This window comes from Methylobacterium nigriterrae (assembly GCF_037106235.1).
Lineage (GTDB): Bacteria > Pseudomonadota > Alphaproteobacteria > Rhizobiales > Beijerinckiaceae > Methylobacterium > Methylobacterium nigriterrae.
Genome location: NZ_JBAWTG010000021.1, coordinates 1 through 25,464 on the forward strand (window position 1 = coordinate 1; position 25,464 = coordinate 25,464).

The window sequence follows — 25,464 nt, forward strand, 5'->3', positions numbered from 1 at the left end:
CTGTGCGGTCCGGTCATCGCGCGGCACGACATAGGATCTCCGCTTCCTATTCCACTGAAGCCCGTGCAGCCCTTCGCCCGCAGCAAAGAAAACGAGAGCCACTGGTCGAGCCCTCGGTCACGGCATGGGTCGGAGGGGCACTGACGCGCCTCGATCGAGCCTGCAGACGTCGTGACAAATCCCTGTCCGCCTCGTGCAGTCCGCTGTTCTGCCCAACAGGGAAATTTCGACTAAACATCTGCTGCCAAAAAGCTTTTTTCCCAATACGAGTTGCTGCCGTCCGCACGGCTTCGGCCGCTTTCCCAGTTGCTTCCCTGGTAAGCAGGGAAGGGGAGGTCGAGGCGGGTTCGTTCGCGACGGCGTGCACCACCGCCCACCGCCCCGGTTCGACCCGTCGCCGGCCGGCAGCCGCGGGGCGGCGGCTCACTTCATCGTCGGCATCACGAAGTCGGCGCCGGCGCGGATGCCGGTGGGCCAGCGGCTCGTGATGGTCTTGAGGCGCGTGTAGAAGCGCACGCCCTCCGGCCCGTGCATGTGGTGGTCGCCGAACAGCGAGGCCTTCCAGCCGCCGAAGGAGTGGAACGCCATCGGCACCGGGATCGGCACGTTGATGCCGACCATGCCGACCTCGATCTGGTGCGCGAACTCGCGCGCCGCGTCGCCGTCGCGGGTGAAGATCGCGGTGCCGTTGCCGTATTCGTGCTCGTTGATGAGGCGCGCGGCGGTCGCGTAGTCGGGCGCGCGGGCCACCGCCAGCACCGGCCCGAAGATCTCCTCCCGGTAGATCGTCATCTCGGGCGTGACCCGGTCGAACAGGCTGCCGCCGACGAAGAAGCCGTCCTCGTAGCCCTGGAGCTTCAGGCCGCGCCCGTCGACGAGAAGCTCGGCGCCCTCGCGCACGCCCTGGTCGATATAGCCCACGACCTTGTCGCGATGCGCCCGCGTCACCAGCGGGCCCATCTCGGCCTCGGGGTCGGTGCCGGGCCCGACCTTGAGGGCGCGCACCTTCGGCACCAGCTTCTGGACGAGCCGGTCGGCCGTCTCCTCGCCCACCGGCACCGCCACCGAGATCGCCATGCAGCGCTCGCCGGCCGAGCCGTAGGCGGCGCCCATCAGGGCGTCGACCGCCTGGTCGAGGTCAGCGTCGGGCATCACGATCATGTGGTTCTTGGCGCCGCCGAGCGCCTGGGCGCGCTTCCCGTGCAGCGCGGCATTCTGGTAGATGGATCGGGCGATCGGCGTCGATCCGACGAAGCTCACCGCGGCGACGCCCGGGTGCTCGAGGAGCGCGTCGACCGCCTCCTTGTCGCCCTGCACCACGTTGAACACGCCCTCGGGCAGCCCGGCCTCCGTCAGCCACTCGGCGATGAGGAGCGAGGCGGAAGGGTCGCGCTCGGACGGCTTCAGGACGAAACAGTTGCCGCAGGCGAGCGCGACGGGGAACATCCACATCGGCACCATGGCGGGGAAGTTGAAGGGCGTGATGCCCGCCACCACGCCCAGCGGCTGGCGGAAGGCGTGGCTGTCGACGCGGGTGCCGACATTCTCCGTCACCTCGCCCTTGAGGAGCTGCGGGATGCCGGTGGCGAACTCGACCACCTCCATGCCGCGCTGGATCTCGCCCTTGGCGTCGGACAGGACCTTGCCGTGCTCGGCCGTAATGACAGCGGCGAGCTCGTCCGCGCGCTCCTCGAGGAGCCGCAGGAAGCGGTTGAGGATGCGGGCGCGCCGCAGGGGCGTCGAGCCGGCCCAGGCCGGGAAGGCGGCCTTCGCGCTCGCCACGGCAGCGTCGACCTCGCGGCGGTCGGCGAGGGGCACCTCGCCCGTCTGCAGCCCGAGAGCGGGGTCGAAGACGGGAGCGCTGCGCCCGGAGCGGCCGGGGACGCGCCGCCCGTCGACGTAATGCTCGATCTGCCTGTCCATGGGAATGCTCCGGGATCGCCCGCGCTGCCGGCGCGGCTTGCTGTCATGCCGTCATGGATCTACGAAAATCGCACGGCAACACGCGGGAATGACCAACCATTGTGCGCGTCTTGAAGCCCATGGCCAGTGATCCCCTCGACTGGGACCACCTGCAGATCTTCCTGGCCGTCGCCCGGCAGGGGCAGATGCTGGAGGCGGGCCGCCGGCTCGGGCTCAACCACGCCACGGTGGCGCGCCGCCTCTCGGGGCTCGAGGCCGCACTCGGCACCGCCCTGTTCCACCGGCGTCCGAACGGCTCGGTCCTGACCGAGGCCGGCGAGCGGCTGATGCCGGTGGCGGAGCGGATCGAGGCCGAGATCCTGGCCGCCACCGCCCGGATGCGGGCCGAGGAGGCCGAGCCCTCCGGCACGGTGCGGATCGGGGCGCCGGACGGTCTCGGCAACCTGTTCCTGGCCCGCGAACTCGGCGCGCTGGCGCGGCGGCATGCGAACCTCGTGATCGAGCTGGTGCCGCTGCCGCGCTCCTTCTCGCTGTCGCGCCGCGAGGCGGACCTCGCCATCGGGCTCGACCGGCCGGCGCATGGCCGCCTGATCCTGTCGAAGCTGTCCGACTACAGCCTCGGGGTCTACGCGGCGCGCAGCTATCTCGACCGCGCCGGCACGCCGCGCACGCCGCACGACCTCGCCCGGCACGCCGCCGTGATCGGGGTCGACGATTATTCCTACGCCCAGGCGCTCGACTACACGGCCTTCCTGGAGGCGGCGGCGCGGGTGTTCCGCTGCGCCGGGGCGGTCGGGCAGTTCGAGGCCGTCCGCTCCGGGGCGGGGATCGGCATCCTGCACGATTTCGCGGCGGCGGGCTGCGCCGAGCTCGTCCGGATCCTGCCCGAGACGCGCTTCCGCCGGAGCTACTGGCTGATGTCGCATCCCGACACCCACGAGGCGCGCCGCATCGCGGCCTGCCGGGACTTCCTCGCGCGGCGTTTTCGCGAGGAGCGCGACCGTTTCCTTCCGCCCTGAACCCGGATCGGCGACCCGAACCGGGATCAGATCACCTCGTCGGTCTTGTCGTCGGTCTCACCGTAGCGCCGCAGGGTCGCGGGCCGCGTGCCCTCGTAGAGCCGGGCCAACCCGGGGGCGATGCGCTCGTTCTCGCGCTCGAAGAGCGACGCGCCGTCGAGGTCGCTCTCGACCAAGAACGGGCCGAACCGCTCGACGTCGAGCACCCAGACCGCCTGGGCGAGGCCGAGCTCGTCGCGCCAGTAGACGCCCGGCACGTCGCGGATGCCGCGGCCGAGCAGCGCACCGGTGCCGTAGCCGACCGTCGTCAGGTAGACGGCGTTGTTCGGCACGAACACGTCGCGGTAGATCTCCGACGTCATCCCGCCCTTGCCGATGATGATGTTGCAGCCCGACAGCTTGAACCAGCCGTCGAGCCACTTGGCGAAGCGGAAGGAGGCCGTGGCGGTGACCGCGCCGACGTTGAAGCGGCCGTCGGGCTCGATCGTGGCGGCGGGCGAGCAGTGGAAGTTGGCGGTGCCGAGATCGACATTGGCGGCCGGCATCCCGGCTCCGTCCTCGATCGCCCGCTTGTAGACGCCCTCGCGGGCGGTGAAGAGGCGGCCCGTCAGGTAGACGACGGTGCCGATCTCGAGGGCGCGCAGCTCCTCCGTGGAGGCCGGGAGCTTGAGCTCGATCGTCTTCAACGATCCCGCCATGGCCCTTACTCCGCCGCGGCCGGCAGGGCGCCGGCCCACTCGACCGTCTCGCGCCGCGAGTAGTCGGTGAACCACTCCGGGTCGGTGCGGTAGGCGACCCGGCCGTCGCCGTGGATGCGGGCGGTCGCCCGGCGGGAGGAGAGGCAGAACATGTGCACGCTCATGGGCATGCCGCCGGTGTGGCAGTAGCCGACCTCGATGTTGCAGGCGACGACCATCGAGGAGCCCATGAAGCCCATCGCGCCCATCCCGATCGAGTTGCCGAGCTCGCGGAACTCCTCCTCGAGCGCCGCGATGCGGGGGTCCGGGTTGCGGCTGCCGACGGTGCGCAGGCAGGAGGCCTGCTTGCCGAGCACCATGCAGGCATCCTTCGAGCCGCCGAGCCCGATCCCGACGATGGCCGGCTGGCAGGCAAGCCCGCGCTTGCCGAAGGCCACCAGCGTGTCGAGGAAGAAGCGCCGGATGCCCTGCATCCCGTCGCCGGGAAACAGCATCCGGTAGTCGGAGCCGAACAGGCCGCCCTTGTGCACGGTGGTCAGGTCGATCCAGTCCGCATCCGGGTGGAAGGCATACTCGATCTCGGGCGCGTTGATGCCGACATTGTTGTCGTGGTCGGTCCGCCAGAGGGGGTGCACGCGGTTCGGGCGCAGCGGCACCGTGCGGGTCGCCTGCGCGGTGGCGCGGCGGAGCGCCGCCTCAACGCCGACCGGACCGCCCTCGGGGCGCGCCTCGTTGCCGTACTTCACGTACCAGCGCGGCACGCCCGTGTCGCCGCACATGGCCCGGCGGTCCTCCTTGGCGGCCTCGTAATTCTCCAGCATCGCCTGGATCACGAAGGCCGAGAGGTCGCCGCGCTCGGTGTCGGCGCAGCGGCGCAGCCCGTCGAGATAATCGTCCGGGATCTCGATGGCGGCCTTGGCCATCAGGGCCTCGGCGGTGCGCTCGATCGTGGACAGGGGGATCATGGCCGCCTCTCGGATGCGAGGGATACCGGACGCCGCGCGTCGCGAGCGGGGCCCGGCCCGGGCGCGGCATCGAGCAGCGTCTCGCCCGGCCTGACGCGGGTGAAGCGGACCGGCTCGTCGGTGATCGCGAGGCCCGAAGGCCCCTGCCGGACGAGCGTGAAGGTCGAGGCGTCGAGGTCGCCCGGCTCCGGGAAGTCGGAGCGGTAATGGGCCCCGCGCGAGTTGCGGCGGCGCTCGGCCGCGAGCGCGATGACCCGGCTCGTCTCGACGAGCGAGCGCAGGTTCAGCCAGTCGTGCCAGGTCAGGTTGAAGGCGCGCTCGCCCGCGGGGATGCCGGTCTCGAGGAGCTCCGCCTCGATCGCGTCGAGGCCCGCGAGGCCCCGGGCGAGGCCGGCGGCGTCGCGCACGACGCCGACCTCGTCCCACATCAGGTCCATCAGGCGCTCGCGCAGGGCGTTGACGTCGCCGGGCTTGCGCCCGAACGGGTGGAGGCTGCGCGCGGCCTCGGCGGCGAGCCGCGCCTCGTCGGGCGGGCGCTGCCCGCCGTGCTCGGCGATCCAGCCCGGCATCACGTCGCCCGCGATGCCGCCGAACACCGTCGAGTTGGCGACCCCGTTGCCGCCGAGGCGGTTCGCACCGTGCATGCCGCTCGCGTCCTCGCCCGCGACGAAGAGCCCGGGCAGCTCGGTCGCGGTGTCGGGCCGGCAGACGAGGCCGCCCATGAAGTAGTGGGCGGTCGGCACCACCTCGACGAGGCCGCCCGCGAGGTCGAAGCCGCAATCGCGGCAGCGCTCGACCATGCCCTTGAACTGGCGCCTGACATTGTCCGGCCCGAGCTGGCTCATGCGGATGTAGACGCCGCCGTTCGGCGTGGTGCGCCCGGCCTTCATCTCGGCGTAGATCGCGCGGCTGACGACGTCGCGGGTGGCGCGCTCGAGCGCCGGGTCGTAATCGGCCATGAAGCGCCGCCCGTCGCCGTCGAGCAGGTGCCCGCCCGCGCCCCGCAGGCCCTCCTCCAGCACCGTGCCCGTCATGCGGGTGTCGGGACCGGCCAGCAATCCCGTCGGGTGGAACTGCACCATCTCCATGTCGCGCAAGGGCAGGCCCGCCCGCAGCGCCATGGCGAGCCCGTCCATGCTCTTGTCGCCCGACGGCGTGTGGTAGCGGTACATGGTCGGGCCGCCGCCGGTCGCCATCAGCACGGCCCGCGCCTGCACGAAGCGCAAGGCGCCGCTGCGGATATCGGCCATCAGCACGCCCGAGAGCGCCTCGCCCCGCGCGTCCGGGATCAGCGCCAGGGCGCGGTGCTCCTCGATCTTGCGGATTCCGCGCCGCTTCCAGACCTGCTCCATCAGCCGGTTGATGATCTCGATGCCGGTGAGGTCGCCCTTGTGCACGGTCCGGTCGAAGGTCTGGCCGGCGAAGGCCTTGCCGTGGAGCGAGCCGTCCGAGTTCCGGTCGAAGAAGCAGCCGACCTCGTTCTCGAGCTCGCGCACGCGCTCCGGCGCGGTCGACACGAGGGTCCAGGCAAGCTCCTGGTCGGGCAGCCACTTGCCGCCCTGAATCGTGTCCATGAAGTGGCGCTCGACCGAGTCGCCGGCGTGCAGCGAGACATTGTAGCCGCCCTGCACCATCCGGGTGCAGCCGCACTTGCCGAGCAGACCCTTGGTGGCGAGCGTCACCGTGAGCGACGGGTCGCGGTCGTGGGCGTGGAGCGCCGCGAACAGGCCGGCGCCGCCCGAGCCGAGGATCAGGATGTCGGTTTCGATGCGCTCGATGGCCATCGCGACCTCACAGGACCCGGATCAGGAAGGCGAAGGCCACCATGGCGGCGGCCCCGCCGGCGGCGGTCGCGAGCCTGAGCTGGTTGACGCGCCAGTCGAAATTCTCGACGAGGAGGATACGCAGGCCGCCCAGGAAATGCACGGCGAGGAGGAAGACGAGGCCGCCCTCGGCGAGCTTGACGGCCGGGCTGTCGGCGAAGCGCAGGACGGCGTCGAACTCCGCGGCGCCCCGCAGCGAGAGGCCGAGCGTCAGGAAGTGGATCGGCAGGAAGACGGCGAGCCCGATGCCGGAGAGCCGGTGCACCATGGCGGCGACCCAGAGGGCGTTGCGCCGATAGGCGCGCGGCGATCTCATGCGAACCCCCTCGCGAACCCTCTCATGCGGCCCGCTCACGCGAACACCACCGCGAACACGGCCCGCGCGCCGAGCCCCGCGAGGGCGAGCCCGGACAGGCCTGCAACGATCCCGGCGGCGCGGCCCGGGAGCGGCGTCCACTCGGCCAGGATGACCCGGATGCCGATGGAGGCGTGGATCGCCGCGGCCGCGACGAAGGTGCCGTAGAAGGCCGCCCAGGCGAGGCTGCCGCGGGTCCGGGCCAGGATGTCGGCCGCCGACAGGCCCTGTCGCGTCGCGTAGAACATCACCGCGAGATGGATCAGCACCAGCGGTGCCATCAGCGCGGCCGTGCCCCGCTGCCAGAGATAGAGCCGGACGTTCATGGCTTGAGCTCACCCCGGAGATAGGCCCGCGTGGCCAGCCGCTTGAGCCCGGAGATGGAGCCGGTCGGGCTGAGGCCCTGCGGGCAGAAATCCTGGCAGGATTGATGGCTGTGGCAGGCGTGGCAGCCCCCGTCCGCCGCGATGGCCGCGAGGCGCGGGGCGTGCGCGCCGTCGCGGCGGTCGTTCATCAGGGTCCAGGCCCGGTTCAGGGCCGCGGGCCCGAGATAGTCCGGGTTCCACCGCACCGTATCGCAGCCCGCGTAGCAGACGCCGCAATTGATGCACTCGATGCCCTCGTCGACCGCGACACGATCCGGCTCGCTCGGCCGGATCGGCTCGACGGGATCGCGGCGCGTGCGCGTCGGCTCGAACGCGCCGCCGGCCCCCTGCCACTTCTCGAAGAACGGCCGCATGTCGGCGGCGAGGTCCCTGATGACCGGCATGTTGGCGAGCGGCGCGATCTCGAGCCGGCCGCCTCTCGCGACTTTCGAGACATGGGTGCGGCAGGTCCAGCGCGGGCGCCCGTTCACCGTCATGGCGCAGGAGCCGCACATGCCGACGCGGCAGGCGAAGCGGTAGGCCAGCGTCGGGTCGACGTGGCGCTGCACGTGGGTGACGACGTCGAGGACGGTCTGGTTCTCGCGGCTCGGCACCGCGTAGGTCTGGAACGACCCATCCGCGCCGCCGCGCCAGATGGACACCGAGAGGACGTTCGTCTCCGCCTGCGACAAGGCCGGCTCCTGGATCTCCGCAACAGGTCGGGGGCGTTCTAACAGGGTGCTTGGTTCGGACCTATCGAATTGGATTCAAGTTCGTCTTCGAATTTTCTCACGTTAGCGGCCGCGAGGCTCGCCGCCCGGGCCTCACGAGGGCGGCGCGACACGATGGATAGGAAAAGTTCAGATGAACAAGAGATTAGCAGCTCCTTAAGCATGAATGCGCCAGAAATCGCGCGCCGTCCTTCCTTCGCACCTCCGAGAAGTCCATGAACCTGCGCCAGAGGCTGTCGCTGCACGCGATCGGCAGCAAGCTCACGCTCTCCATTCTGGCAACCACGCTCGCATCCGCGGGCGCGGTCGGCTTCGCGGGGTACCGGCAACTGCAGGACACCGCCGATCTCACGATCAGGGCCGCGCTTCAGCAGCGCTACGAGGCCGTCACCGAGGCCATGGCCGCGCAGGGGCAGCGCGCCCTCGCCATCGGCCTGACCATGGCCAACGACGACCGCGTCGCCGAGGCCTTCGCCCGGAAGGACAATGCGGCCCTCGTCGAGCGGTTCAAGGCGATCTTCCCGGCACTCAGGGACGACCTGAAGCTGAACCTCATCAGCTTCCACCTGCCCTCGGGCCTCAATCTCGCCCGCGTGCGCGCACCGGCCGCGAACGGCGACGACGTCGTCAAGCGGCGGCCGATGATCCGCGACGCCATACAGGCGAGCCGGACCGTCGTCGGCGTCGAGCCCGGGCGCGACAGCATCGCGGTCTTCGCCGCCGTGCCGACCTACGAGCGCGGCGCCCTCGTCGGGATCACCGATATCGGCGCCTCCCTCGGCCAGGACTTCCTGGCCGAGCTGAAGCGGCGCTTCGGCGTCGACATCGCCGTGCATGTCCGCCTCGACGACAAGTCCCAGACGCTCGCCGCCACCTTCGCCGAGAAGACGCTGCTCGCCGACGGCGACCATCGCGCGGCGCTGGCTGCACCGACGCCCTGGCGGGAGCTTCGCCTCGCTGGGCATCCGACCGCCGGCCTCGCGGGACCCTTGCGCAACTACTCGGGCCAGGCGATCGGCACGATCGAGGTGGCGCTCGACATCTCGGATTTCGTTGCGGCCCATGACCGGGCCATCCTGACGCTCTGCGCGATCCTCGCCCTCGTCGCGGCGGCGGCGGTCGGCCTCTCCGTCGCGCTGACGCGCCATCTCGGCCGTCCCATCCGGGCGCTCAACGGTGCCATGACCGCTCTCGCGAGCGGGAACCTCGAGGCCGACGTGCCCTTGACGGCCCGCACCGACGAGGTCGGCGACATGGCGCGGTCGGTCGCGGTCTTCCGCAGCAACGGGCTCGAGCAGCGGCGGCTCGCGGCCGAGCAGGAGGCCTCGCGCACGGCCAAGGTCCGCCAGGCGGAGCGGCTCGACGGGCTGATCCGCGGCTTCGAGGCCAAGGTCGGCGGGATCGTCGGGACGGTGACGTCGGCGGCGACCGAGCTTCAGGCGACCGCGCAGGGGATGTCCGGCACGGCGAGCCAGACGGCGAGCCAGTCCACCAGCGTCGCGAGCGCCGCCGGGGAGGCTGCGGCGAATGTCGGCACGGTGGCGGCGGCCGCCGAGGAGCTCGGCGCCTCGGTGGCCGAGATCGGCCGCCAGGTCTCGGGCTCGGCGGCGCTGGCCCAGGAGGCGGTGGGCGAGGCCGGCCGCACAGCGGGGCGGGTGCAGGAGCTGAGCGCGGCGGTGGCGCGCATCGGGGACGTCGTCACGATGATCACCGCGATCGCCGGCCAGACGAACCTGCTCGCGCTCAACGCCACCATCGAGGCGGCGCGGGCCGGCGAGGCGGGCCGCGGCTTCGCGGTCGTGGCGAACGAGGTCAAGGCGCTCGCCGACCAGACCGCGCGGGCGACGCAGGAGATCGCCGGGCAGATCGGCCAGATCCAGGGCTCGACCGGCCAGGCGGTGAGCGCGATCGAGTCGATCACGGGGCGGATCCGCGAGATCAGCGCGGTGGCGACCACGATCGCCGCGGCGGTGGAAGAGCAGGGGGCGGCGACGCAGGAGATCGTGCGCAACGTGGCCCAGGCCGCCGCCGGCACGGGCGCGGTGACGCGCAACATCGCGGGCGTGGCGGGCGCGGCCGAGGAGACCGGCGCGGCCGCCGCCCAGGTCCTCGGCGCCGCCTCCGAGCTGTCGCGCCAGTCCGAGCAGCTCAGGGCCGAGGTCGACCGCTTCCTCGCGGGCGTGCGGGCCGCCTGACGGAGCCCGGCCCGGCGCCTCATCGCGGCGGCCGAGGCCGCGGCGAGGCGTCCTCGCGCTTGAGGACGTCGAGGAGCACCTCCACCAGCGCGGTCTTGGCCTGCTCCTCCCTCTGCACGATGCCCACGACCCGTTGCGGGGCCGGGCCGGAGAAGCGGAGCGTCCGGACGGGATGCTCGCCCGTCCCGTCGCCGGCCCGGCGCGGCACGATCGAGACGCCGAGCCCGTGATGCACCATCGCCCGGATGGCCTCGAGCGTGTCGAGCGCCATCGCCTCCCGGACCTGCAGGTTCCGCCGCTTCAGGAACTCGTCGATGATCTGCCCGACCCAGGCGTTGCGGGAGTAGCGGATGAACGGGTAGAGCGTCACCGCCTCCTCCGCCTTGCGGACCGTGACCTCGGCCGGGGCGATCACGATCAGCGGCTCCTTGAGGAAGGGCGACCAGCGCAGGCCCGCATTCGTCAGCTTGAAGTCGCTGACGATGGCGGCGTCGAGGGTTCCGCGCTGCACCCGCCCGACGAGGTCCTTCGACAGGCCCATGGCGAGCTCGACGTGGAGCGCGGGATAGCGCTCCCTCAGGGCGGCGAGGGCGCGCGGCATGACGCCGGTGATCACGCTCGGCACGACGCCGAGCCGCAGGTGGCCCTCCACCAGCGTGTCGGACACCACCCGGAACAGGCGGTCGTAGGCGGCGACGGCCTCGGTCGCGTGGGGCAGGAAGGTCCTGCCGATCGCCGAGAGGCCCGGGGGCCGGCGCGACCGGTCGAACAGGGTCGTGCCGAACTCGTCCTCGAGCGCCTTCATCTGGACCGTGACGGCCGATTGCGTGCGCCCGACCGCGCGCGCCGCGGCGGCGAAGGAGCCGCCCTCGGCCACGGCCAGGAAGGTGCGAAGCTCACGGATGGACACGGCGCTCTCACGACTTGAACGTTTCTCAAGCAGAATCCCTCGAATTTCAGCTTCGTTCAAGCACGGCCTCGGGGCGGACGGGCCGGATGGCGGGAGCGGGGCCGCGGGCCGGGAGGCCGGCGGCGTCGATTCCTCGCGCGCAGATCGTAACATCGCGCGCACGATGTCATGTCGCGTGGGCTTGCCGGGTACGATGATGCCGGTAGGGTGCGCGGCCCTCGAGCGACTTGGTGCCTGCATGAACAGGAATGACAGAGAGTTTATTCAGCGCATGAAGGAACAGAGCGGCAGGCCGTCTCCGGAAGACATGCAGAAGCTCCGAAAAACACTTCTCGACCTGAAGTGGGATCACGTCTTCAACTGGATCGCGCCGCGCGACGCCGGCATCAGGTCCGCCCTGTCGGGGCGGCGCTGAGCGCGCCGCCGCCGTTACGCGGAGCGCCGCAGCGCGCGGCGGCTGGAGGCAGCCGCGCTTGCGGGCCGGGTGCGCGGCCCCCAAGCCCCGTGTGATCGCCGTCACGGCCATCATGCCGCCGCGGTGTCAGGACAGGATCCGAGTCAGCCGCATGGATCTCCCGTGACCCGCTCATCCAAGTCCCTCTCGCCGAAAACCGTCTCGCCCGAGACCCGAATCGCGTCGGCCGACCTCGCCGAGGCGATCGCGGGCGAATTCGCGGACCTCGCCGCGGCGCGCGCCGAGGAGGGCCGGGCGGGCGAGGCCGAGGCGCTCCGGGACCAGGCCCGGCATCATCGCGTCCGGGCGATCGTCCTGCGGGCCCGGGCCGGCGCCGAGGATTACATGGCGCGGGCGCGCATCCCGTAGCCGCGCCGTCAGGGCCCGGGCGCCTCGGCGTCGCGCAGGCCCGCCCAGGCCTTCCACTCCGACCAGGCTCGATTCAGCGCCGCGGCGGCCTCCGCGCACGATCCCTCGACGCCGCCGCGCCGGAACGGCAGGGCCCCGATATCGAGGTTCATCCCCCAGGACCAGCGCTCGGCCGGGGCGGGATCGGCGCAGATGCAGTCGATCCGGCCGACAACGAGGGCGCCGCTCGTCGCGAGGTAGGTCTCGCGCGGATGCTCCTGAAGACGCGTGAGGAGGAGGATTGCCATCGCGTCCCTGCCGGCCGAGCGCGGAGGCGATCACCCGCATTCCCGCGGCGAGGCCGCGCGAAGGGGTTCAGCGCGAGGTGCCGGCGGCGCGCTCGGCGCCGCGCCCGTCCGGCAGGACGATGCCCTTGAGATCCCGCAGGGCCCGCGAGACGTAGCCCGGCACCAGGACGAACTCGATCAGCGCGAGGTAGACGCAGAGGCCGCATCCCGTGGCGAGCACGGTGGAGGCCAGGGCCGGCCAGGGCCGCGCGACCGCGAGGTGATCCACCGCCAGCACGCAGGCCACGAAGCCGAGGCCCGCCAGCGCGATTCGGGTCGTCGTGGCGACCTGCATCTCCCAGTCGAAGCCGCAGACCTTCCGGAGCGTGAGGAGCGCCAGCGGCACCATGCAGGCGGACCCGGCCGACCAGGCGAGGCCGACGCCGGTCAGCCCGAACTGGGCGCCGATCACGACGCAGACGGCCACGATCCCGACCTGCCCGGCGGCGAACCGGAGATAGAGGTCGGGCCGTCCGACCGCCGAGAGCGATTCGCCCACGAAGGCCCAGACGGGCATCGTGAAGGCGGCGAGGCTCATCGCCTGCAGGACGACGACCGAACCCTGCCACTTGTCCCCGAAGACGGTCGGCAGGATCGCGGCGTTGAGGCCGAGGGCGAGGACGACCGGCATCCAGACGACGAGGGCGGAGCGCACCATCGTGTCGTAGGAGAGGGAGAACTCGTGCGGGTTCGCGAGGCGGCTCAGCACGGGCATGATCATGAAGCGCATCGGCGTCAGCACGAGGACGCGGGCCATCTCGATCAGCCGCGCCGCGAGAGCGTAGCAGCCGACCGTGGTGGGATCGAAGAAGAAGCCGACCAGCAACCTGTCCACGCAGGCGCCGAGCGCCGTGATGAGGCTGCCGCCCATGAAGTGGCTGCCGAAGCGCGCCAGCGTGCGGGCATGGGCCAGGTCGAAGACCCGGCGCGGCCGCCAGGGATCGGCGCGCCAGAGCACCCAGACCGAGATCAGGGCCTGCAGGAGCTGGAGCACGACGAGCGACCAGATCCCGGCGCCGGCGAGCGCGAGGCCGATCCCGGCCGCGCCGCCGATGCTGCGGCCGAGGAAGGTGCGCCGCGCCAGGATCGAGGTGTCGAGATTGCGCCGGGACAGCACCACCTGCACGCTGATCAGCGCCTGCAGCGGGCCGAGAAGGGAGAGCCACCGGATGACGCCCTCCATGTCGGGTGCGTGGAAGAAGGTCGCGAGCCCGTCCGCCGTCACCTGGGCGAGCAGGACGGTCAGGAAGGCCAGGGCCAGGTTCATCCAGAAGGCCGTGGAGACGTGCCGCTCGTCGAGATCCGGCACCCGGATCAGCGCGTCCGCGATGCCCTGGAAGATGACCACGTTCATCAGGCCGACGCAGGCCATCGCCAGGGTGAACTCGCCGTAATAGTCCGGCCCGATGATCCGCGCGATCACGAGGAAGACGACGAACGGGATGCCCTGGCTGCCGAGCACGTCCATCACCAGCCAGAAATGGGCTTTCTTCGCTTTCGCCTGCACGGTTCGGCCTCTGCAAGATGGGACGATCGGATCGCGGGGCCGGCCCCGGGGGACCAAGGGTTCAGGTCTGGAATCGGCTTCGTGCCGGCAGGACGGGCGCCGGGCACGCGGCGGGCTCCGAACTGGGCGTACGCCCCCCCTTGGGACATCGAAGATGCGGGCTCTCTCCGGCCCGTTCGGCTTACAGGGTCATGCGTTCGGGCATTTGCCCACCTTGACAGTGCGCCGGGGCGCGAGCTTGCCGAGGACGTGCCTGAACAGTTCGAGGAAGGCGGAGCCGGCGACCGGTGCGGGATCCTTCAGGAACTCGACCGCGTCGTGGCGGACCGCCCCGAGCGGATAGGCGCCGGACAGGACCATCCGCAGGCCGATCGGTAGGACGAGGTCGCGCGCCGCCAAGTGACAGCCCCGCGTCAGCGTCTCGGGCTCCGGCGCGGCCAGGCCCAGGGTGACGAGGCCCGCCGCGACGAAATCCAGCCCGCACTGGCGCGCGGCGTCGACCCGGCGGAAGAAGCGCGGATTGCATTCGAGGAAGGTCAGCTCGCCGGTCGCGGACGAGCGCCGCGCGTCGAAATTCGCCACGCCGGTGTAGCGCGTATGCTCCACGAGCCGGCGCCCGGCTGCGAGGAGTTCCGGGATCTCGACGAAGCGGGTCGACCAGTAGCCGTCGCAGTAGAACGTGGTCCAGTGCCGGATCTCGCCCTCGACCGCGAAGACGCTGAGGCCGACATCGTTGCCAGGCATGAAGCGCTGCACGAGGAGGCCGCCGTCGAGGACGCCGCTCTCGCCGGCGAGGACCCCGGCGAGGTCGCTCTCACGCGCGACGAAGCTGACGCCCTCGCCGCCGGAGGCGCCGACCGGCTTGACGACGCAAGGGTAGCCGATCTCGTCGCGGATCGTCGCGACGCAGACGGCGGCGGGCGAGGCGTAGAACAGGGTGCGGGGCGTCGGCACGCCGCACTCGCCGCAGAGCCGGGCGAAGCTGTGCTTGTGGTCGAGCGTCGCGAGGGTCGCGAGGTCCGGGATCGGGAAGACCGCCGGGCGGATCCGGTCGCGGATGCCCGCGAGCAGGCGCGCGGCCGCCGTCGTGCTCGCGATGACGACGTCGACGGGCTCCTGGGCATCGGCCGCGTTGATCGCGTCGGCGATGAGCCGCGGATCCTCGAAGACCCCCTCGCGCACGACCAGGGTTCCGGCCGCGTAGGACGAGAACCGGATCGCCGAACGCGGCTCGCAGACCAGGAAGGTCTTGGCCCCCAACGAGCCCAGGCAGCGCAGGACGATCAGCCCCAAATCGCCGGGCGGCGATAGAAGCACGACGCGCAACGGCCGCCCCGGACCGGCGTTCGAGGTCGGAGCCGGGTACGGTTTCCGGATCCGGGATCGCTCGATGAGCTTCATCATGAGCCCACATTCTTTCCGTTTTATCTGACTGAAAGCCTATGACTGCATTTTTCAACAGTACACGATCGACGAGATCCAATCTTGTCGATCGCCAAGCCGGAGACAAATCCTTTTAAGGAGCTGTCCGGGGCCGGAGGTGGTACCCCTCCCGGCTGAGGGCCGGCCAGGCCGGGAAGGGGACGGCAAGAGGCGGGCAAGAGGCCGGGAAGAGGCCGGTTTCCGGGGCACGGGCCTTCGCCCCCGGTCGGCCGCCCTCAGGCGCCCGGCTCCCCCGTCTTCGTCAGGAGGTGGTAGAGGGCCGGCAGGTTCGTGCGCAGGTATCGCGACCCGAGCCGCTGTGGCTCCTGCGCGGAGCGGAACAGCCATTCGAGCCCGGCCTTCTGCATCCAGAGCGGCGCGCGGGGCGCCCGCCCGGAATAGTAGTCGAGCATGCCGCCGCAGGTCCGGATCCAGCCGACGCCGTTGAGGCGCGAACGGTTCCGGACGGCGAAGCTCTCCTGGAGGGGGCTGCCGAGGCCGAGCCAGAGCACGTCGACCTCCCGGGCGCGGATGTCTTCGCAGATCGCGGCCTCCTCGTCCGGACGGAAGTAGCCGTCGCGGCCGCCCGCGATCTCGAGGCCGGGGAAGCGGGACTGGAACTGCGCGATGGCGCGCGCATTGTCCTCGTCGCGCCCGCCCAGGAAGAAGAACCGCAGCCTCGCCGTGACGGCGGCCTGCAGCGCGTCCAGGATGAAATCCGTCGTGGCGATCCGCTCGGGCAGCGGTGCCCTGCCGATCCAGCGCGAGACCAGAACGAGGGGCATCCCGTCCGCATCGATGATGTCGGCCTGGTCCATGAAGGACCGGAAGGCCGGATCGCGGTGGTAGCGGGCGATCACGGAGCCGTTGGAGGCGAAGACCAGCTTGGGCGGGAGACCCGAGATCCTGGCCGCGCGGCAATCCGAGATCATCCGCTCGATGAGATCCCGTCGGGTCAGTCGGTTCGTCCGGATGCCGCCGACGCGGACCGCGTCCGCGCCGGCGCCGATCAGGTGCGGAGAGAGGACGCCGCCCGTCATCACAGGGCTCCTTCGCTGAAGGCGGCCACCCGGGCGGTCCGCAGGATGATCAGGAGATCGAGGCGCAGCGACCGGTTGCGCACGTACCAGGCGTCGAGCCGGACGCGGTCCACCATGTCGCTGAGCTCAGGCGTCGGCCCGCGGCTGCCGTTGATCTGCGCCCAGCCCGTCAGGCCGGGCCTGACCCGGTGGCGGATGGCGTATTCGTCGATCAGCGCCCCGTAATACTCGTCGTGCGCGATGGCGTGCGGGCGGGGTCCCACGAGCGACATCTCGCCCCGCAGCACGTTCACAAGCTGCGGCAGCTCGTCGATGCTGGTGCGTCGCAGCCAGGCGCCGACGCGGGTGACCCGCGGGTCCTGCGCGCGCGCCTGCTCGATCCGGGCGCCGTCCTCCATCACGCTCATCGTGCGCAGCTTGAGGATCCGGAAGGGACGCCCGTCGAGGCCCCGCCGGGTCTGCCGGAACAGGATCGGCCCGCGCGTATCCAGCCGGATCGCCCCGGCGACGAGGATCAGGAGGGGGGCGAGCGCGACGAGAGCGAGGGCCGACAGCGCGATGTCGAGGAGACGCTTGGCGCCGTCCGCATAACGTCCGCTGGCTCGCGGCGGGTGCGTGAGATTTCCGGCAACAAAGCTCGACACGTTTTGTGACATAGGCACAGCCCCCAAATATTGACGCCGCCGTAAAGCGTACGTTTCCAACAAAACAATTTGAATTGTCAGAAAATTAACCGTGCAATTCACGCATTTCCGAATGGTATTTGGGGGTAATTCTGCGCATTTTCGGAAGCTCATGCAGTGTTGAGAGGCCGATGCCGGCCCTGCATGCCCCTCGCGTCGCCCTCCGGCGCGGCCCGCGCTCCACCGGAGGAAGTAGCCCGCACGAGCAGTCGCGAACGGCAGCCGAGGCGTGTCAGACCCTGGCTTGTCTCCGGCGGGGGCTGGGATCGTCGGCTTGCGGGTTGCGAGGGGAGGGGCGCCTTGGTTCAGGTCTTCGGGCAACGCGACGGGAGGTGCCCCGCCGCCGCGGGCGGCCGCGCCCATCCGGGATCCGCTCCGACCGTCGCATCGCCCCTCCCGTCGCCGGCCGTGCACCGCGCCGCGCCGGCGGGGGGCCTGCGGCTCCTCCTCCTGCAGACCCAGGCCGAGAATGCCGGCGCACAGGAGATCGCCCGGCTCCTCGGCCAAGGCCTTTCCGAGCATGGGCACCTGATCCGCCAGCTCTTCTTCTTCCGGCGCACCGCCGCCTTCGACGGCGATGCGACGGCCTGTTTCTGCGCCGAGGCGCGCCCCTCTGGGCCGCTCGATCTCCTGCGCCTGCTGCTGCGGCTGCGCCGCGAGATCCGGCGCTTCCGGCCCGACGTCGTCCTGTGCTTCCAGCATTACGGCAACGTGATCGGCGCACCCATGGCGTGGCTTGCCGGCGCGCCCCGCGTGGTGGCGAACCAGAACACCACCGCCCAGGGCAGCCCGGCCGCGGCACGCTTCCTCGACCGCTGGCTCGGCCGCCTCGGCCTCTACGGCCGGATCGTCGCGGTCTCCGCGGATGCGGAGGCGAGCTACCGGGCCCATCCCAGGCGCTACCGCGAGCGCCTGACGCGGATCGACCACGGCGTCGCGGTCAAGCGCAGCTCCCTCGACCGGGGCCAGGCCCGCGCCCGCTTCGGGCTGCCGCCCGGCGTGGTGCTGCTCGGTTGCGCGGCGCGGCTGCACCCGCAGAAGCGCCTCGACGTCGCCGTGCGGATGCTGCGCGAGCACCCGACCTGGCACCTCGCGCTGGCCGGCCAGGGCACCGAGGGCGGCCCCCTCGCGGCGCTCGCCCGGGAGTGGGGCTGCACCGACCGCCTGCACCTGCTCGGCGAGCTCGGCCCCGAGGGCGTGGCGGACTTCCTGGCGAGCCTCGACGTCTTCGTGTTCCCCTCGGAGATGGAGACCTTCGGGCTCGCGGCCGTCGAGGCGGCGCAGGCGGGGCTCCCGGTGGTGGCGAACGACCTGCCGGTGCTGCGCGAGGTGCTCGCCGTCGACGGCGAGCCCTGCGCGGTCTTCGCCGATTCGAGCGACCCGGACGCCTTCGAGCAAGCCGTCGCGGGCCTTGTCGACGCGCCCGCGCGGGCGGCGATCCTGGCGGAGCGCGGCCGGCGCCTCGCAGCGCGCTACCCGGTCGACGGCATGGTGAGCGCCTACGACGCGCTGATCCGCGGCCTGGCAGGCGCGGGGAGGGGGTGAGGCGATGGACACCGCCCTCCTCGTCGACCAGTCCCGCCTGCGACGCTGGCATGTCGACCTCGCGGTGCGGCTCTCCGGACGCGGCGCGCCCGCTCTCCTCGCCACGGCGGACGGGGCTCCGCTGCCCTCGTCCGTCGACCTGATCCTCTCCCTGGAGCAGCTCGTCCGCCGCCTGCCGGGCCCGCGTCCGAGCGACCGCGTCGAGCCCCTCGAAACCGCGGCCGACCCCAGGCCGGGCCGCGTGCTCGACCTCAGCGTCGCCGGCAGCGGCGGTCCGGGAGCCCTGCGCCTCCTCTACGACGGGGTGCCGGACGAGGCCGCCCTGTTCGGCGCGCTGCTGGCCGGGCGCACCCCCCTCCTCGAGATCGCCGAGGCCGGCAGCGCCCGCGTCCTCGGGCGGGCGCTGCCCTCCACCGAGACGGCCGAGAGCCTGCACGAGGCCTACGAATCCGTCGTGGCCCGGGCGGCGACGCTGGCGGTCGCGGTCCTGTCGCGTGCCATGGCCGGGCCCGATCCCGGCCCGGTTGCGCCAGCATCGGCCGGCGCGGCGGCGGTGGCCCGCTATGCCGGCCGCAACCTCGCCTACGCGGCCGTGCGCTGGCTCTACCGCCTCTGCACGCGGGCGCCGCACTGGCGGATCGGCTGGCGCTTCGTCGACGGGCCGGACGTGTACGACCGGCAGGGTCTCGGCGGGCCGGCCTGGCGCGACGTGCCGGATCCGGGCCTGCGCTTCCTGGCCGATCCGTTCCCGGCCGTCTGGCGGGGCGAGACCTGGCTGCTCGCCGAGGATTTCGACCACCGCACGCGCAAGGGGATCATCTCGGCGATCCCCTTCGGGCCCAACGGGCCGTCCGGCCCGCCGCGCCCCGTTCTCGAGACGCCCTGGCACCTGTCCTATCCCTTCCTGATCGAGGAGGGCGGCGAGATCTGGATGGTGCCGGAAAGCTCGGCCGACAGCAGCGTGCGGCTCTATCGGGCCGACCCTTTCCCGACCCGCTGGGTGGAGGAGGCGGTGCTCCTCGACGGGATCGAGCTCAGCGACGCCACGATCCACCGCCAGGACGGGCGCTTCTGGATGTTCGGCACCACCCGGGACGGGGGCGGGGCCCCCTCCGACACGCTCTCGCTGTTCATGGCCGACGCGCTCGCGGGCCCCTGGCGGCCGCACCCGGCCAACCCGATCCTGATCGACGCCTCGGCGGCCCGCCCCGCCGGGGGCCTGGTACGGCGCGGCGGCCGTCTCTGGCGGCCCGTGCAGGATTGCCGGGGCGGCTACGGGCGGGCCGTGGGCCTTGCCGAGGTCACCCGGCTCGACGAGGAGGGCTTCAGCCAGATCGTCCGGGCCGTGGTGCGGCCGGGTCCCGAATGGCCGGGACGGCGGCTGCACACCCTCAACCGGGCCGGGCGCCTCGAATGCATCGACGGCTCGGCGGTGTCCTCGCGGGGCCCGATCCCGAGCGGCCGGATCCGCGCCTTCTGAGCGCGGTCCCGGCGATCGGCCGCGGTCGGCGCGGCGCGGGCGTTCCAGCACGAGCGAGGCGGCGCCGAGCGCAATCTCGGTTCGGGTGACCCCGGCTCGGCATGTCCGCGAAAGGACGAATCGGGAGACACGGCCGCCCGAAGCGGAGGGGATGCCTGCGCAAGCCTAGCACTTTCGTGCTAAAGACAACTAAGAAGTATTCTTTTTCCGGGATGCACTTGCCGGTGGGGCGAATTTTGCAGATATGTCTTAAGTTAAGATCAGGAAAGTGCACAGAAGAGGCGCGACGCCGCGATCGAACGGGGGGGCCCTGAGCCGAGGCCGCTCCGCGCGGCGGCGCGGCACCGCGCGGACGATCCGGCGATCACGTCCATCGTCGAGGCTCGGCCGCGAGGCCCGGGAGGGGATTGCCGGCCGGCGCAGGACCGGCGCCCCGTCGTCTCGCCGCGATCGCGGATCGCGGCGGTCCCGCCGGCGGCCCCGAGGCACGCCCCGCGACCGCGGCGAGATCACGGGGCCCGAGATCACGGAGTCCATGCCGGCGGGCAGACCAGAGGTCAGGGAGATGGCACGAATGGCAGCGGGCCCCTCGGCCCTCCCGTGCAGGAACGATGTCGCGATCGTCATCGTCGACGCGCACCCTCTGCTGCGCGAGGGCCTGAAGCACATCCTCAGCGGAGAAGGGTTCCAGGTGATCGCCACCGCGTCCGCCTTCGGAGCGCTCGACATCGCGCGGCCGCGGGCCGGCGGGACCGTGCTGTTCCTGATCGGAATCGACGAGGATCGGGCCGCGACCGTCTGCCACGTGCTGGCGATCCGGAAGAATTTCCCGGGCGCACGAGTCATCCTCCTGGCGGATGGCGGCGACGCCTCGGACGCGCTCCTGGCAATCCGGGCCGGCGCCCACGGCTACCTTCTCAAGACGATCAGCTGCGAGCGGCTCGTCAAGTCCCTCGACGTGATCATGCTGGGCGATACCGTGCTCACCGCGGGAATGCTCGCCGCCGTCCTGCCGCACCCGGAGGACGACGCCGAGGCCGCGGCGGCGCCCGAACCCCGCCCGGACGGGGGTGCGCCGCCGCAATCCGATCCGCTGATGTCGAGCCGCGAGCGGGACGTGCTGCGCTGCCTCGTGGCGGGCGAGTCCAACAAGCTGATCGCCCGCAAGTTCGCGATCACCGAAGCGACCGTGAAGGTCCACATCAAGGCGATCCTCCGGAAGATCCGGGTCAAGAACCGGACGCAGGCGGCGATCTGGGCCATCGACCACGATCTCGCGCCGCCTCGATGGCCGAGGCCGGCTCTGCCGGCGGCCCCGAACGGCCGCTCACGCGCGCGGGCCGCGGCGGGTCCGCCCGCGGACGTGCCCTGACGGTCTCCGCCTCGCTCGGCGGGGCCGCCTCAGGCAATCCGGGCCTCGCTTCGGCGGGGACCGCCGGGCTCGCCCGGGGCGGCCCGTCCGCGCCCGTGCGCAGGCGCTCGACCTGTGGAACAGCCATTCGGGCCCGGGCTGGTCGATGGCCGTGCAGCCGATCTGGCCGAGGACGAGGCCGATCTCCTCCTGCAGCAGCTCGACCGCGCGGCTCACGCCGGCCTGGCCGCCCGCCGCGAGCCCGTAGAGCGCCGCCCGGCCGATGAAGACGAAGCGCGCGCCGAGGCAGAGCGCCGTCACGATGTCGGAGCCGCGCCGGATGCCGCCGTCGAGCAGGATCGCGGCCCGGTCCCCGACCGCGGCCCGCACCTGCGGCAGCACGTAGAGCGGGGCCGGCGCCCGGCCGCCTGGCCCGGGAGGACGGTTCGGCCCGGGTCCCTCCGCATCGGGATCACGGCTTGAGCCGAACCTGTCCTGACGCGACGCGGCGGGATGCGATGACGCATCCCGCCGCCTGACCGACCCTGCGCTCGCGCGCCGCTACACGACGAAGTCCGCGGCACTCAGCGCATGCGTGCCCGCAAGCTTCAGGACCATGTCGCCCGCGGCGCTGAAGTTGCCATCGTGGTTAGCATCGACGAACACGTACGTGTTGCCGCCGAACTGGCTGACCGCGACATCGTGATGTTCCCCCCCCTCCCGGAAGAAGTCCGTCTGCGAAGCGGGGAAGCTGCCGCTGAACGGGTCGGCCGACGCGAGCGTCAGCACGCCGTTGCTCGACAGATCCGTGAAGCCGAACGCCTTGAAGTCGAGCACGTCGTGATGATAGGCGGTGGTACCTCCGGCCATATTGGCGGCGGCCGCGTCCGCCGCCGACGTGAAATTGACGATGGTCTCGACCGTGCCGGCATTCGACGCAGCGAGATGCCCGCTGTGATCGTCCGTCACCTGGGCGTCGGACGCGGCCTTGTAGACGAGGGTGTCGGCCTGCAGACCGGCGCTGGCGGTCGATGCCGGCGTCCCGGGCACCTCGAGCGCCCCCTTCGTCGTCTCGACGAAGGAACCCGTGGCAGCCGTGGCAGCCTGGCCGAGGCCGTCCGCGTCCGCGTCCCCATTGAACGTCGCCGTGGTGGCGTCGCCGGCAAGCTTGTAGGTCAGGATCAACTGATCGGTCGGGCTCGCGCCCGTGGGCGGAGCGCCCTTGGTCGTCTCGGCCACCGTGCCGGCGATCGCCCCGAAGGTCCCGGCGGGATCTCCGTTGAAGGTCGCTAGGTCGACGACGTCGCCCTTGACCTTGTAGGTCAGCACCAGGGCGGTCCCGCTGACGGTCGCCGCGGCAGTGGCGTTTGGATCGGCGTTGACCATAGCCGCCAGATCGGAGGCCACCGCGGCCTTGTTGTTGAGGTCGACGGGATTCGATAGGTACTCGTGAGTCCCGATCGTGAGGGTGACCCGGTCGGAACTGGCGTTCGGCGTTCCCGTGACGTCGCCGAAGGTGAGCGTCTGCACCTCGTAGGCGCCGCCGACGCCGTCGCCGCTGGAACCGGTCGTGACGTCCACGAGGCCCTTGGCCATGGCATCGGCCTCGATCGCCGTCTTCAGGGCGTCGACCACGGCCGCCTTGTCGCCGATATCGACCGGCGCGGTCGTGACGATGACGCCCCCGATCGTGACGCTCACGGTATTGGTTCCGGAATCGGCCGCGCCCGCCAGCGTGTTGCCCGCCAGGGTCAATGTCTGGACTTCCTGGACCGCCGGCGTCGCCGGGGTTGCCGGGATCGTGTGGAGCGCCAGGGTGACCCGGTCGTTGCCGCCCGCCCCGTAGACCGTTCCTCCGTCCGAGGTCGTGATCGTGTCCACCCCGGCCGAGCCGAGATAGGAGACGCCGTGCCCGAGCGAGTAGTCGACGGTCACGTTGCCGGTCGCCTGATGGGCATCGATCGTGGAGAGTTGCGAGGCGGTCACGTCGCCGAGCTGATCGTTGCCGACGGTACCGGTGCCCTTGACCCAGACGCTGGCATTGCCCGAGATCGTCAGCGTCCTCAGATCGTGCGCGATCAGCGTCGTCGTCTCGCTGTACTGGCTCGCGGCGATGCCCGCATCGGGTGACGAGACGTTCGCGTTGACGGTGACGTGCTCGAAGCCGTTGATCGTCACGACGCCGGTGGTGATGGCGCCCTCGATCACGCCGTCATCGTCGCCGTCGACGCTGGTGAGGTTCAGCGTGACGCTGTCGGACAGTCCGGTCTCGTTCTTCAGGGAGATCGACAGGTCCTGGTTCGTGCTCAGGTTCTGGCTCTTGGCGCTGAGGATGTCGAAGGTCACGCTCGTCGAGGGGAGGTTGACGAGGCTGATCGCTCCGGTCTGGGCGCCCTTGATGCCCGCATCGATCTGGAAGTGCTTGAAGTTGTCGACGAGCGAGACGTCGTAGGTGCCGGAGCCGCCCGAGACGTCGAGCGTGTCGTAGGCGGCATATGTCGACGCGTTCGCGGCCGTGAGGTCGGCGCCGCTCTCGATGTTGACGACGTGGCTCGTGGGCGGCGGCGGGCTGTGATTGAGCGTCAAGGCGGTGGCCTGGCTCGTATTGCCGGCCGCATCCGTCAGGGTCGCCGCGACGACGACCGTGTCCGCGCCGGTGAACGCGCCCGCCTTCTCGGTGTAGGTGTCCACGCCGTTCGCGCTGGACTTCGTGAAGTCGGTGGTGAGTTGGGCGGGCGTGAGAGCGCTGCCGTTGACGGTCACGACGATCGCCGCGCCCGCGGGGACCGTGAAGCCGGCGTCGAATCCTCCCGTCCCGACGAGGTGCGAGACGGTCGGTGCGTCCGGCGCCGTCGTATCGATCGGGTCGAGTGCCAGGACGGTTGCCGTGCTCGTCTTGCCGGACGAGTCGGTGACCGTCGCCGAGACCGAGACCGCCTCGCTGCCCGCGAAGGCACCTGCCTTCGCCGTGTAGGTATCGAGGCCGTTCGCGCTGCCCTTGTCGAACTTGGCCCCGAGCGCGGCCGCGTCGAGGACGGTGCCGCCGACCGTCACCGTGACGGCCGCTCCCGTCGTCACGGTGAATCCGGCATCGTAGCCGGACGCTCCGGAGACATGCCCGATCACGGGCGGGGGTGGGACGGGCGTACCGCCGGTGCCGCCACCACCGGTGCCGCCGCCGGTACCGCCACCACCGGTGCCACCGCCGGTGCCGCCGCCGCCGGTGCCACCGCCCGTGCCGCCGCCGCCGGTGCCGCCGCCGGTGCCGCCGCTACCTGTACCGCCCGGCGGCACATTGGAAGGCATCAGCGCGCCGGTGTAGGTCGCGCTGCCGTCACCCGCGTCGGCGAGGAAGTTGTCGACAGCCGCGTCCGACCGTTGAATGAACTCAGGCGATTGCACGAAGCCGAGCAACACATCTCCGCAGGTCCCGTAGCCCGAGCCCGGCGTCTTGACGGCATCGAGCCACCATTGGATTTCCGATGCTGCTCCCTCACGTCCCAGGGCACTCTGGTAGAGGGACGCAATGTATTCGGCTGTCACCACCGCGCCATTGGGGTGTGCGCCGACGAATTCCGGCGAGTTCACGAACGCGTCGGCGACATTCTTGAGCGACATCGATCCATTGGCGACGTGATCAACCCAATAATCGAGGCCGGCCTTGTCCGGCACGCGGCCGAACGAGGCTTGGTAGAACCTGACGATCGGATCCACGAAAGTCTGCGCCTCTGCCGAAGCAATGATGGCGTGCTCGATGTCCGAGAGTGACTTACCGCCGCTGGCTGCCGCGAGCCAGTATTGCAGTCCCGCATCGTCCGGATCGCGCTGCAGGATCAGGCGGTAGAAGTCGGTGATCGCCGTGTAGGGGGCAGCGCTTGTGTCGAGACTCATCGGCAGTTCCTCCAAGACAAGCCCGCCGGTCGATGTATTGCTCGCCAGCAAGAACATTTCAATTTGCCTTTGTTGCAGCAAAACTTCGTCGTGTCGATTAATGTACCAAGCTTAATAAGTATTATTCAGATGCAATACATGGTAACGCGAAAGAGTCGCCTCGAATGAGGTAACCTGCCATGACGTATTAGGCAGTCCGGGCGCCGTCTTCGGGAGTCCGGGGCCGTTCGGGACGACGGATCTTCGTCTCTCGGTGCGGCGCGCCCGCTGGCCGTGCCTGCATGATCGTGCCTGCTTGGCCGTGCCTGCTTGCCCGTCGTCGGAGCCCTGATGCGACGCGGCTTCCCCTGGATTTTGCCGGATGCCGCGATCGCGGCGACCGGGGGCGCTGACGGGCGCGTACGGCAAGTCG

The 25,464-nt window shown here is 71.1% G+C and carries 21 protein-coding genes and 1 pseudogene; 7 read left to right on the forward strand and 15 right to left on the reverse strand.

From position 1 onward, the window contains the following. Window positions 1-423 precede the first annotated feature (423 nt). Entirely contained in the window at window positions 424-1,923 is a 1,500-nt protein-coding gene (locus WDW90_RS13405; RefSeq protein WP_336487890.1) for a CoA-acylating methylmalonate-semialdehyde dehydrogenase, read from the reverse strand. 119 nt (window positions 1,924-2,042) lie between these two features. Between WDW90_RS13405 and WDW90_RS13410 the strand changes: the two genes are divergently transcribed. Then, window positions 2,043-2,942, forward strand: a complete 900-nt coding sequence (locus WDW90_RS13410) for a LysR family transcriptional regulator (RefSeq protein ID WP_336487891.1) — start codon at window positions 2,043-2,045, stop codon at window positions 2,940-2,942. A gap of 26 nt (window positions 2,943-2,968) precedes the next feature. Here the strand turns inward: WDW90_RS13410 and WDW90_RS13415 are convergent, their stop codons facing one another. Genes WDW90_RS13415 through WDW90_RS13440 form a run of 6 tightly spaced genes read right to left on the reverse strand, consistent with a single transcriptional unit; the run spans window position 2,969 to window position 7,840 of the window. After that, window positions 2,969-3,640, reverse strand: a complete 672-nt coding sequence (locus WDW90_RS13415) for a fumarate hydratase C-terminal domain-containing protein (RefSeq protein ID WP_336487892.1) — start codon at window positions 3,638-3,640, stop codon at window positions 2,969-2,971. Window positions 3,641-3,645: 5 nt separating this feature from the next. Then, window positions 3,646-4,605 carry a fumarate hydratase gene (locus WDW90_RS13420; RefSeq protein WP_336487893.1) on the reverse strand — a complete coding sequence of 320 codons (960 nt, stop codon included), beginning with the start codon at window positions 4,603-4,605 and terminating at the stop codon, window positions 3,646-3,648. Then, complete coding sequence (locus WDW90_RS13425) at window positions 4,602-6,389, reverse strand: L-aspartate oxidase (RefSeq protein ID WP_336487894.1); 1,788 nt, start codon at window positions 6,387-6,389, stop codon at window positions 4,602-4,604. The genes WDW90_RS13420 and WDW90_RS13425 overlap by 4 nt, the downstream gene beginning before the upstream one ends. Window positions 6,390-6,396: 7 nt before the next feature. After that, complete coding sequence (locus WDW90_RS13430; RefSeq protein WP_336487895.1) at window positions 6,397-6,744, reverse strand: succinate dehydrogenase, cytochrome b556 subunit; 348 nt, start codon at window positions 6,742-6,744, stop codon at window positions 6,397-6,399. A 35-nt stretch (window positions 6,745-6,779) separates the two neighbouring features. Further along, on the reverse strand, window positions 6,780-7,109 hold the full coding sequence (locus tag WDW90_RS13435; protein ID WP_336487896.1) for a succinate dehydrogenase: 330 nt from the start codon (window positions 7,107-7,109) through the stop codon (window positions 6,780-6,782). Then, window positions 7,106-7,840: a succinate dehydrogenase/fumarate reductase iron-sulfur subunit gene (locus WDW90_RS13440; RefSeq protein WP_336487897.1), complete on the reverse strand. Its 735-nt coding sequence runs from the start codon at window positions 7,838-7,840 to the stop codon at window positions 7,106-7,108. The genes WDW90_RS13435 and WDW90_RS13440 overlap by 4 nt, the downstream gene beginning before the upstream one ends. 254 nt (window positions 7,841-8,094) lie before the next feature. Here WDW90_RS13440 and WDW90_RS13445 point away from each other — a divergent pair, with 254 nt between their 5' ends. Further along, window positions 8,095-10,074, forward strand: a complete 1,980-nt coding sequence (locus WDW90_RS13445; RefSeq protein ID WP_336487899.1) for a methyl-accepting chemotaxis protein — start codon at window positions 8,095-8,097, stop codon at window positions 10,072-10,074. A gap of 19 nt (window positions 10,075-10,093) precedes the next feature. On the opposite strand, the gene WDW90_RS13450 is transcribed toward WDW90_RS13445, so the two are convergent. Further along, the gene (locus WDW90_RS13450; protein ID WP_336487900.1) at window positions 10,094-10,984 is read right to left on the reverse strand and encodes a LysR family transcriptional regulator; all 891 of its coding nucleotides are present in this window, start codon (window positions 10,982-10,984) and stop codon (window positions 10,094-10,096) included. On the opposite strand from WDW90_RS13450, the gene WDW90_RS13455 reads away from it, so the two are divergent. Then, window positions 10,977-11,399: a hypothetical protein gene (locus tag WDW90_RS13455; RefSeq protein ID WP_336487901.1), complete on the forward strand. Its 423-nt coding sequence runs from the start codon at window positions 10,977-10,979 to the stop codon at window positions 11,397-11,399. The genes WDW90_RS13450 and WDW90_RS13455 overlap by 8 nt on opposite strands. Window positions 11,400-11,561: 162 nt before the next feature. Beyond that, window positions 11,562-11,807 carry a hypothetical protein gene (locus WDW90_RS13460; protein WP_336487902.1) on the forward strand — a complete coding sequence of 82 codons (246 nt, stop codon included), beginning with the start codon at window positions 11,562-11,564 and terminating at the stop codon, window positions 11,805-11,807. Window positions 11,808-11,815: 8 nt separating this feature from the next. Here the strand turns inward: WDW90_RS13460 and WDW90_RS13465 are convergent, their stop codons facing one another. The 5 genes from WDW90_RS13465 to WDW90_RS13485 form a co-directional block, all read right to left on the reverse strand. Continuing rightward, window positions 11,816-12,094, reverse strand: coding sequence for a hypothetical protein (locus tag WDW90_RS13465; RefSeq protein ID WP_336487903.1), 279 nt, complete (start codon window positions 12,092-12,094; stop codon window positions 11,816-11,818). A gap of 67 nt (window positions 12,095-12,161) precedes the next feature. Further along, complete coding sequence (locus tag WDW90_RS13470) at window positions 12,162-13,640, reverse strand: lipopolysaccharide biosynthesis protein (protein ID WP_336487904.1); 1,479 nt, start codon at window positions 13,638-13,640, stop codon at window positions 12,162-12,164. A 189-nt stretch (window positions 13,641-13,829) separates the two neighbouring features. After that, a complete protein-coding gene (locus WDW90_RS13475) occupies window positions 13,830-15,044 on the reverse strand; it encodes an ATP-binding protein (RefSeq protein WP_336487905.1) in 1,215 nt (404 codons plus the stop codon). A gap of 254 nt (window positions 15,045-15,298) precedes the next feature. Continuing rightward, the gene (locus tag WDW90_RS13480; RefSeq protein WP_336487906.1) at window positions 15,299-16,102 is read right to left on the reverse strand and encodes a WecB/TagA/CpsF family glycosyltransferase; all 804 of its coding nucleotides are present in this window, start codon (window positions 16,100-16,102) and stop codon (window positions 15,299-15,301) included. Further along, the gene (locus tag WDW90_RS13485) at window positions 16,102-16,746 is read right to left on the reverse strand and encodes an exopolysaccharide biosynthesis polyprenyl glycosylphosphotransferase (RefSeq protein WP_431311033.1); all 645 of its coding nucleotides are present in this window, start codon (window positions 16,744-16,746) and stop codon (window positions 16,102-16,104) included. Before WDW90_RS13485 ends, WDW90_RS13480 begins: the two co-directional genes overlap by 1 nt. 339 nt (window positions 16,747-17,085) lie before the next feature. Between WDW90_RS13485 and WDW90_RS13490 the strand changes: the two genes are divergently transcribed. From WDW90_RS13490 to WDW90_RS13500, 3 genes are all read left to right on the forward strand, one after another. After that, entirely contained in the window at window positions 17,086-18,330 is a 1,245-nt protein-coding gene (locus WDW90_RS13490; protein ID WP_336487907.1) for a glycosyltransferase family 4 protein, read from the forward strand. A 4-nt stretch (window positions 18,331-18,334) separates the two neighbouring features. Beyond that, window positions 18,335-19,810 (forward strand): glucosamine inositolphosphorylceramide transferase family protein, encoded by a 1,476-nt coding sequence (locus WDW90_RS13495; RefSeq protein ID WP_336487908.1) that lies wholly within the window; start codon window positions 18,335-18,337, stop codon window positions 19,808-19,810. Between the two features lie 574 nt (window positions 19,811-20,384). After that, window positions 20,385-21,182: a LuxR C-terminal-related transcriptional regulator gene (locus WDW90_RS13500; RefSeq protein WP_336487909.1), complete on the forward strand. Its 798-nt coding sequence runs from the start codon at window positions 20,385-20,387 to the stop codon at window positions 21,180-21,182. Here the strand turns inward: WDW90_RS13500 and WDW90_RS13505 are convergent. After that, window positions 21,138-21,569 (reverse strand): annotated as a pseudogene (locus tag WDW90_RS13505) (alpha-hydroxy-acid oxidizing protein); the annotation flags it as partial. The gene WDW90_RS13500 and the pseudogene WDW90_RS13505 overlap by 45 nt on opposite strands. A gap of 153 nt (window positions 21,570-21,722) precedes the next feature. Next, the gene (locus tag WDW90_RS13510) at window positions 21,723-25,052 is read right to left on the reverse strand and encodes a DUF4214 domain-containing protein (protein WP_336487910.1); all 3,330 of its coding nucleotides are present in this window, start codon (window positions 25,050-25,052) and stop codon (window positions 21,723-21,725) included. Between the last annotated feature and the right edge of the window lie 412 nt (window positions 25,053-25,464).

What these genes read in the sequence shown, in the direction of transcription:
- WDW90_RS13405 (WP_336487890.1), bottom strand. Translation starts at nt 1,923, where the DNA reads ATGGACAGGCAGATCGAGCATTACGTCGACGGGCGGCGCGTCCCCGGC.
- WDW90_RS13410 (WP_336487891.1), top strand. Translation starts at nt 2,043, where the DNA reads ATGGCCAGTGATCCCCTCGACTGGGACCACCTGCAGATCTTCCTGGCC.
- WDW90_RS13415 (WP_336487892.1), bottom strand. Translation starts at nt 3,640, where the DNA reads ATGGCGGGATCGTTGAAGACGATCGAGCTCAAGCTCCCGGCCTCCACG.
- WDW90_RS13420 (WP_336487893.1), bottom strand. Translation starts at nt 4,605, where the DNA reads ATGATCCCCCTGTCCACGATCGAGCGCACCGCCGAGGCCCTGATGGCC.
- WDW90_RS13425 (WP_336487894.1), bottom strand. Translation starts at nt 6,389, where the DNA reads ATGGCCATCGAGCGCATCGAAACCGACATCCTGATCCTCGGCTCGGGC.
- WDW90_RS13430 (WP_336487895.1), bottom strand. Translation starts at nt 6,744, where the DNA reads ATGAGATCGCCGCGCGCCTATCGGCGCAACGCCCTCTGGGTCGCCGCC.
- WDW90_RS13435 (WP_336487896.1), bottom strand. Translation starts at nt 7,109, where the DNA reads ATGAACGTCCGGCTCTATCTCTGGCAGCGGGGCACGGCCGCGCTGATG.
- WDW90_RS13445 (WP_336487899.1), top strand. Translation starts at nt 8,095, where the DNA reads ATGAACCTGCGCCAGAGGCTGTCGCTGCACGCGATCGGCAGCAAGCTC.
- WDW90_RS13455 (WP_336487901.1), top strand. Translation starts at nt 10,977, where the DNA reads ATGGACACGGCGCTCTCACGACTTGAACGTTTCTCAAGCAGAATCCCT.
- WDW90_RS13465 (WP_336487903.1), bottom strand. Translation starts at nt 12,094, where the DNA reads ATGGCAATCCTCCTCCTCACGCGTCTTCAGGAGCATCCGCGCGAGACC.
- WDW90_RS13475 (WP_336487905.1), bottom strand. Translation starts at nt 15,044, where the DNA reads ATGATGAAGCTCATCGAGCGATCCCGGATCCGGAAACCGTACCCGGCT.
- WDW90_RS13480 (WP_336487906.1), bottom strand. Translation starts at nt 16,102, where the DNA reads ATGACGGGCGGCGTCCTCTCTCCGCACCTGATCGGCGCCGGCGCGGAC.
- WDW90_RS13495 (WP_336487908.1), top strand. Translation starts at nt 18,335, where the DNA reads ATGGACACCGCCCTCCTCGTCGACCAGTCCCGCCTGCGACGCTGGCAT.
- WDW90_RS13500 (WP_336487909.1), top strand. Translation starts at nt 20,385, where the DNA reads ATGGCAGCGGGCCCCTCGGCCCTCCCGTGCAGGAACGATGTCGCGATC.
- WDW90_RS13510 (WP_336487910.1), bottom strand. Translation starts at nt 25,052, where the DNA reads ATGAGTCTCGACACAAGCGCTGCCCCCTACACGGCGATCACCGACTTC.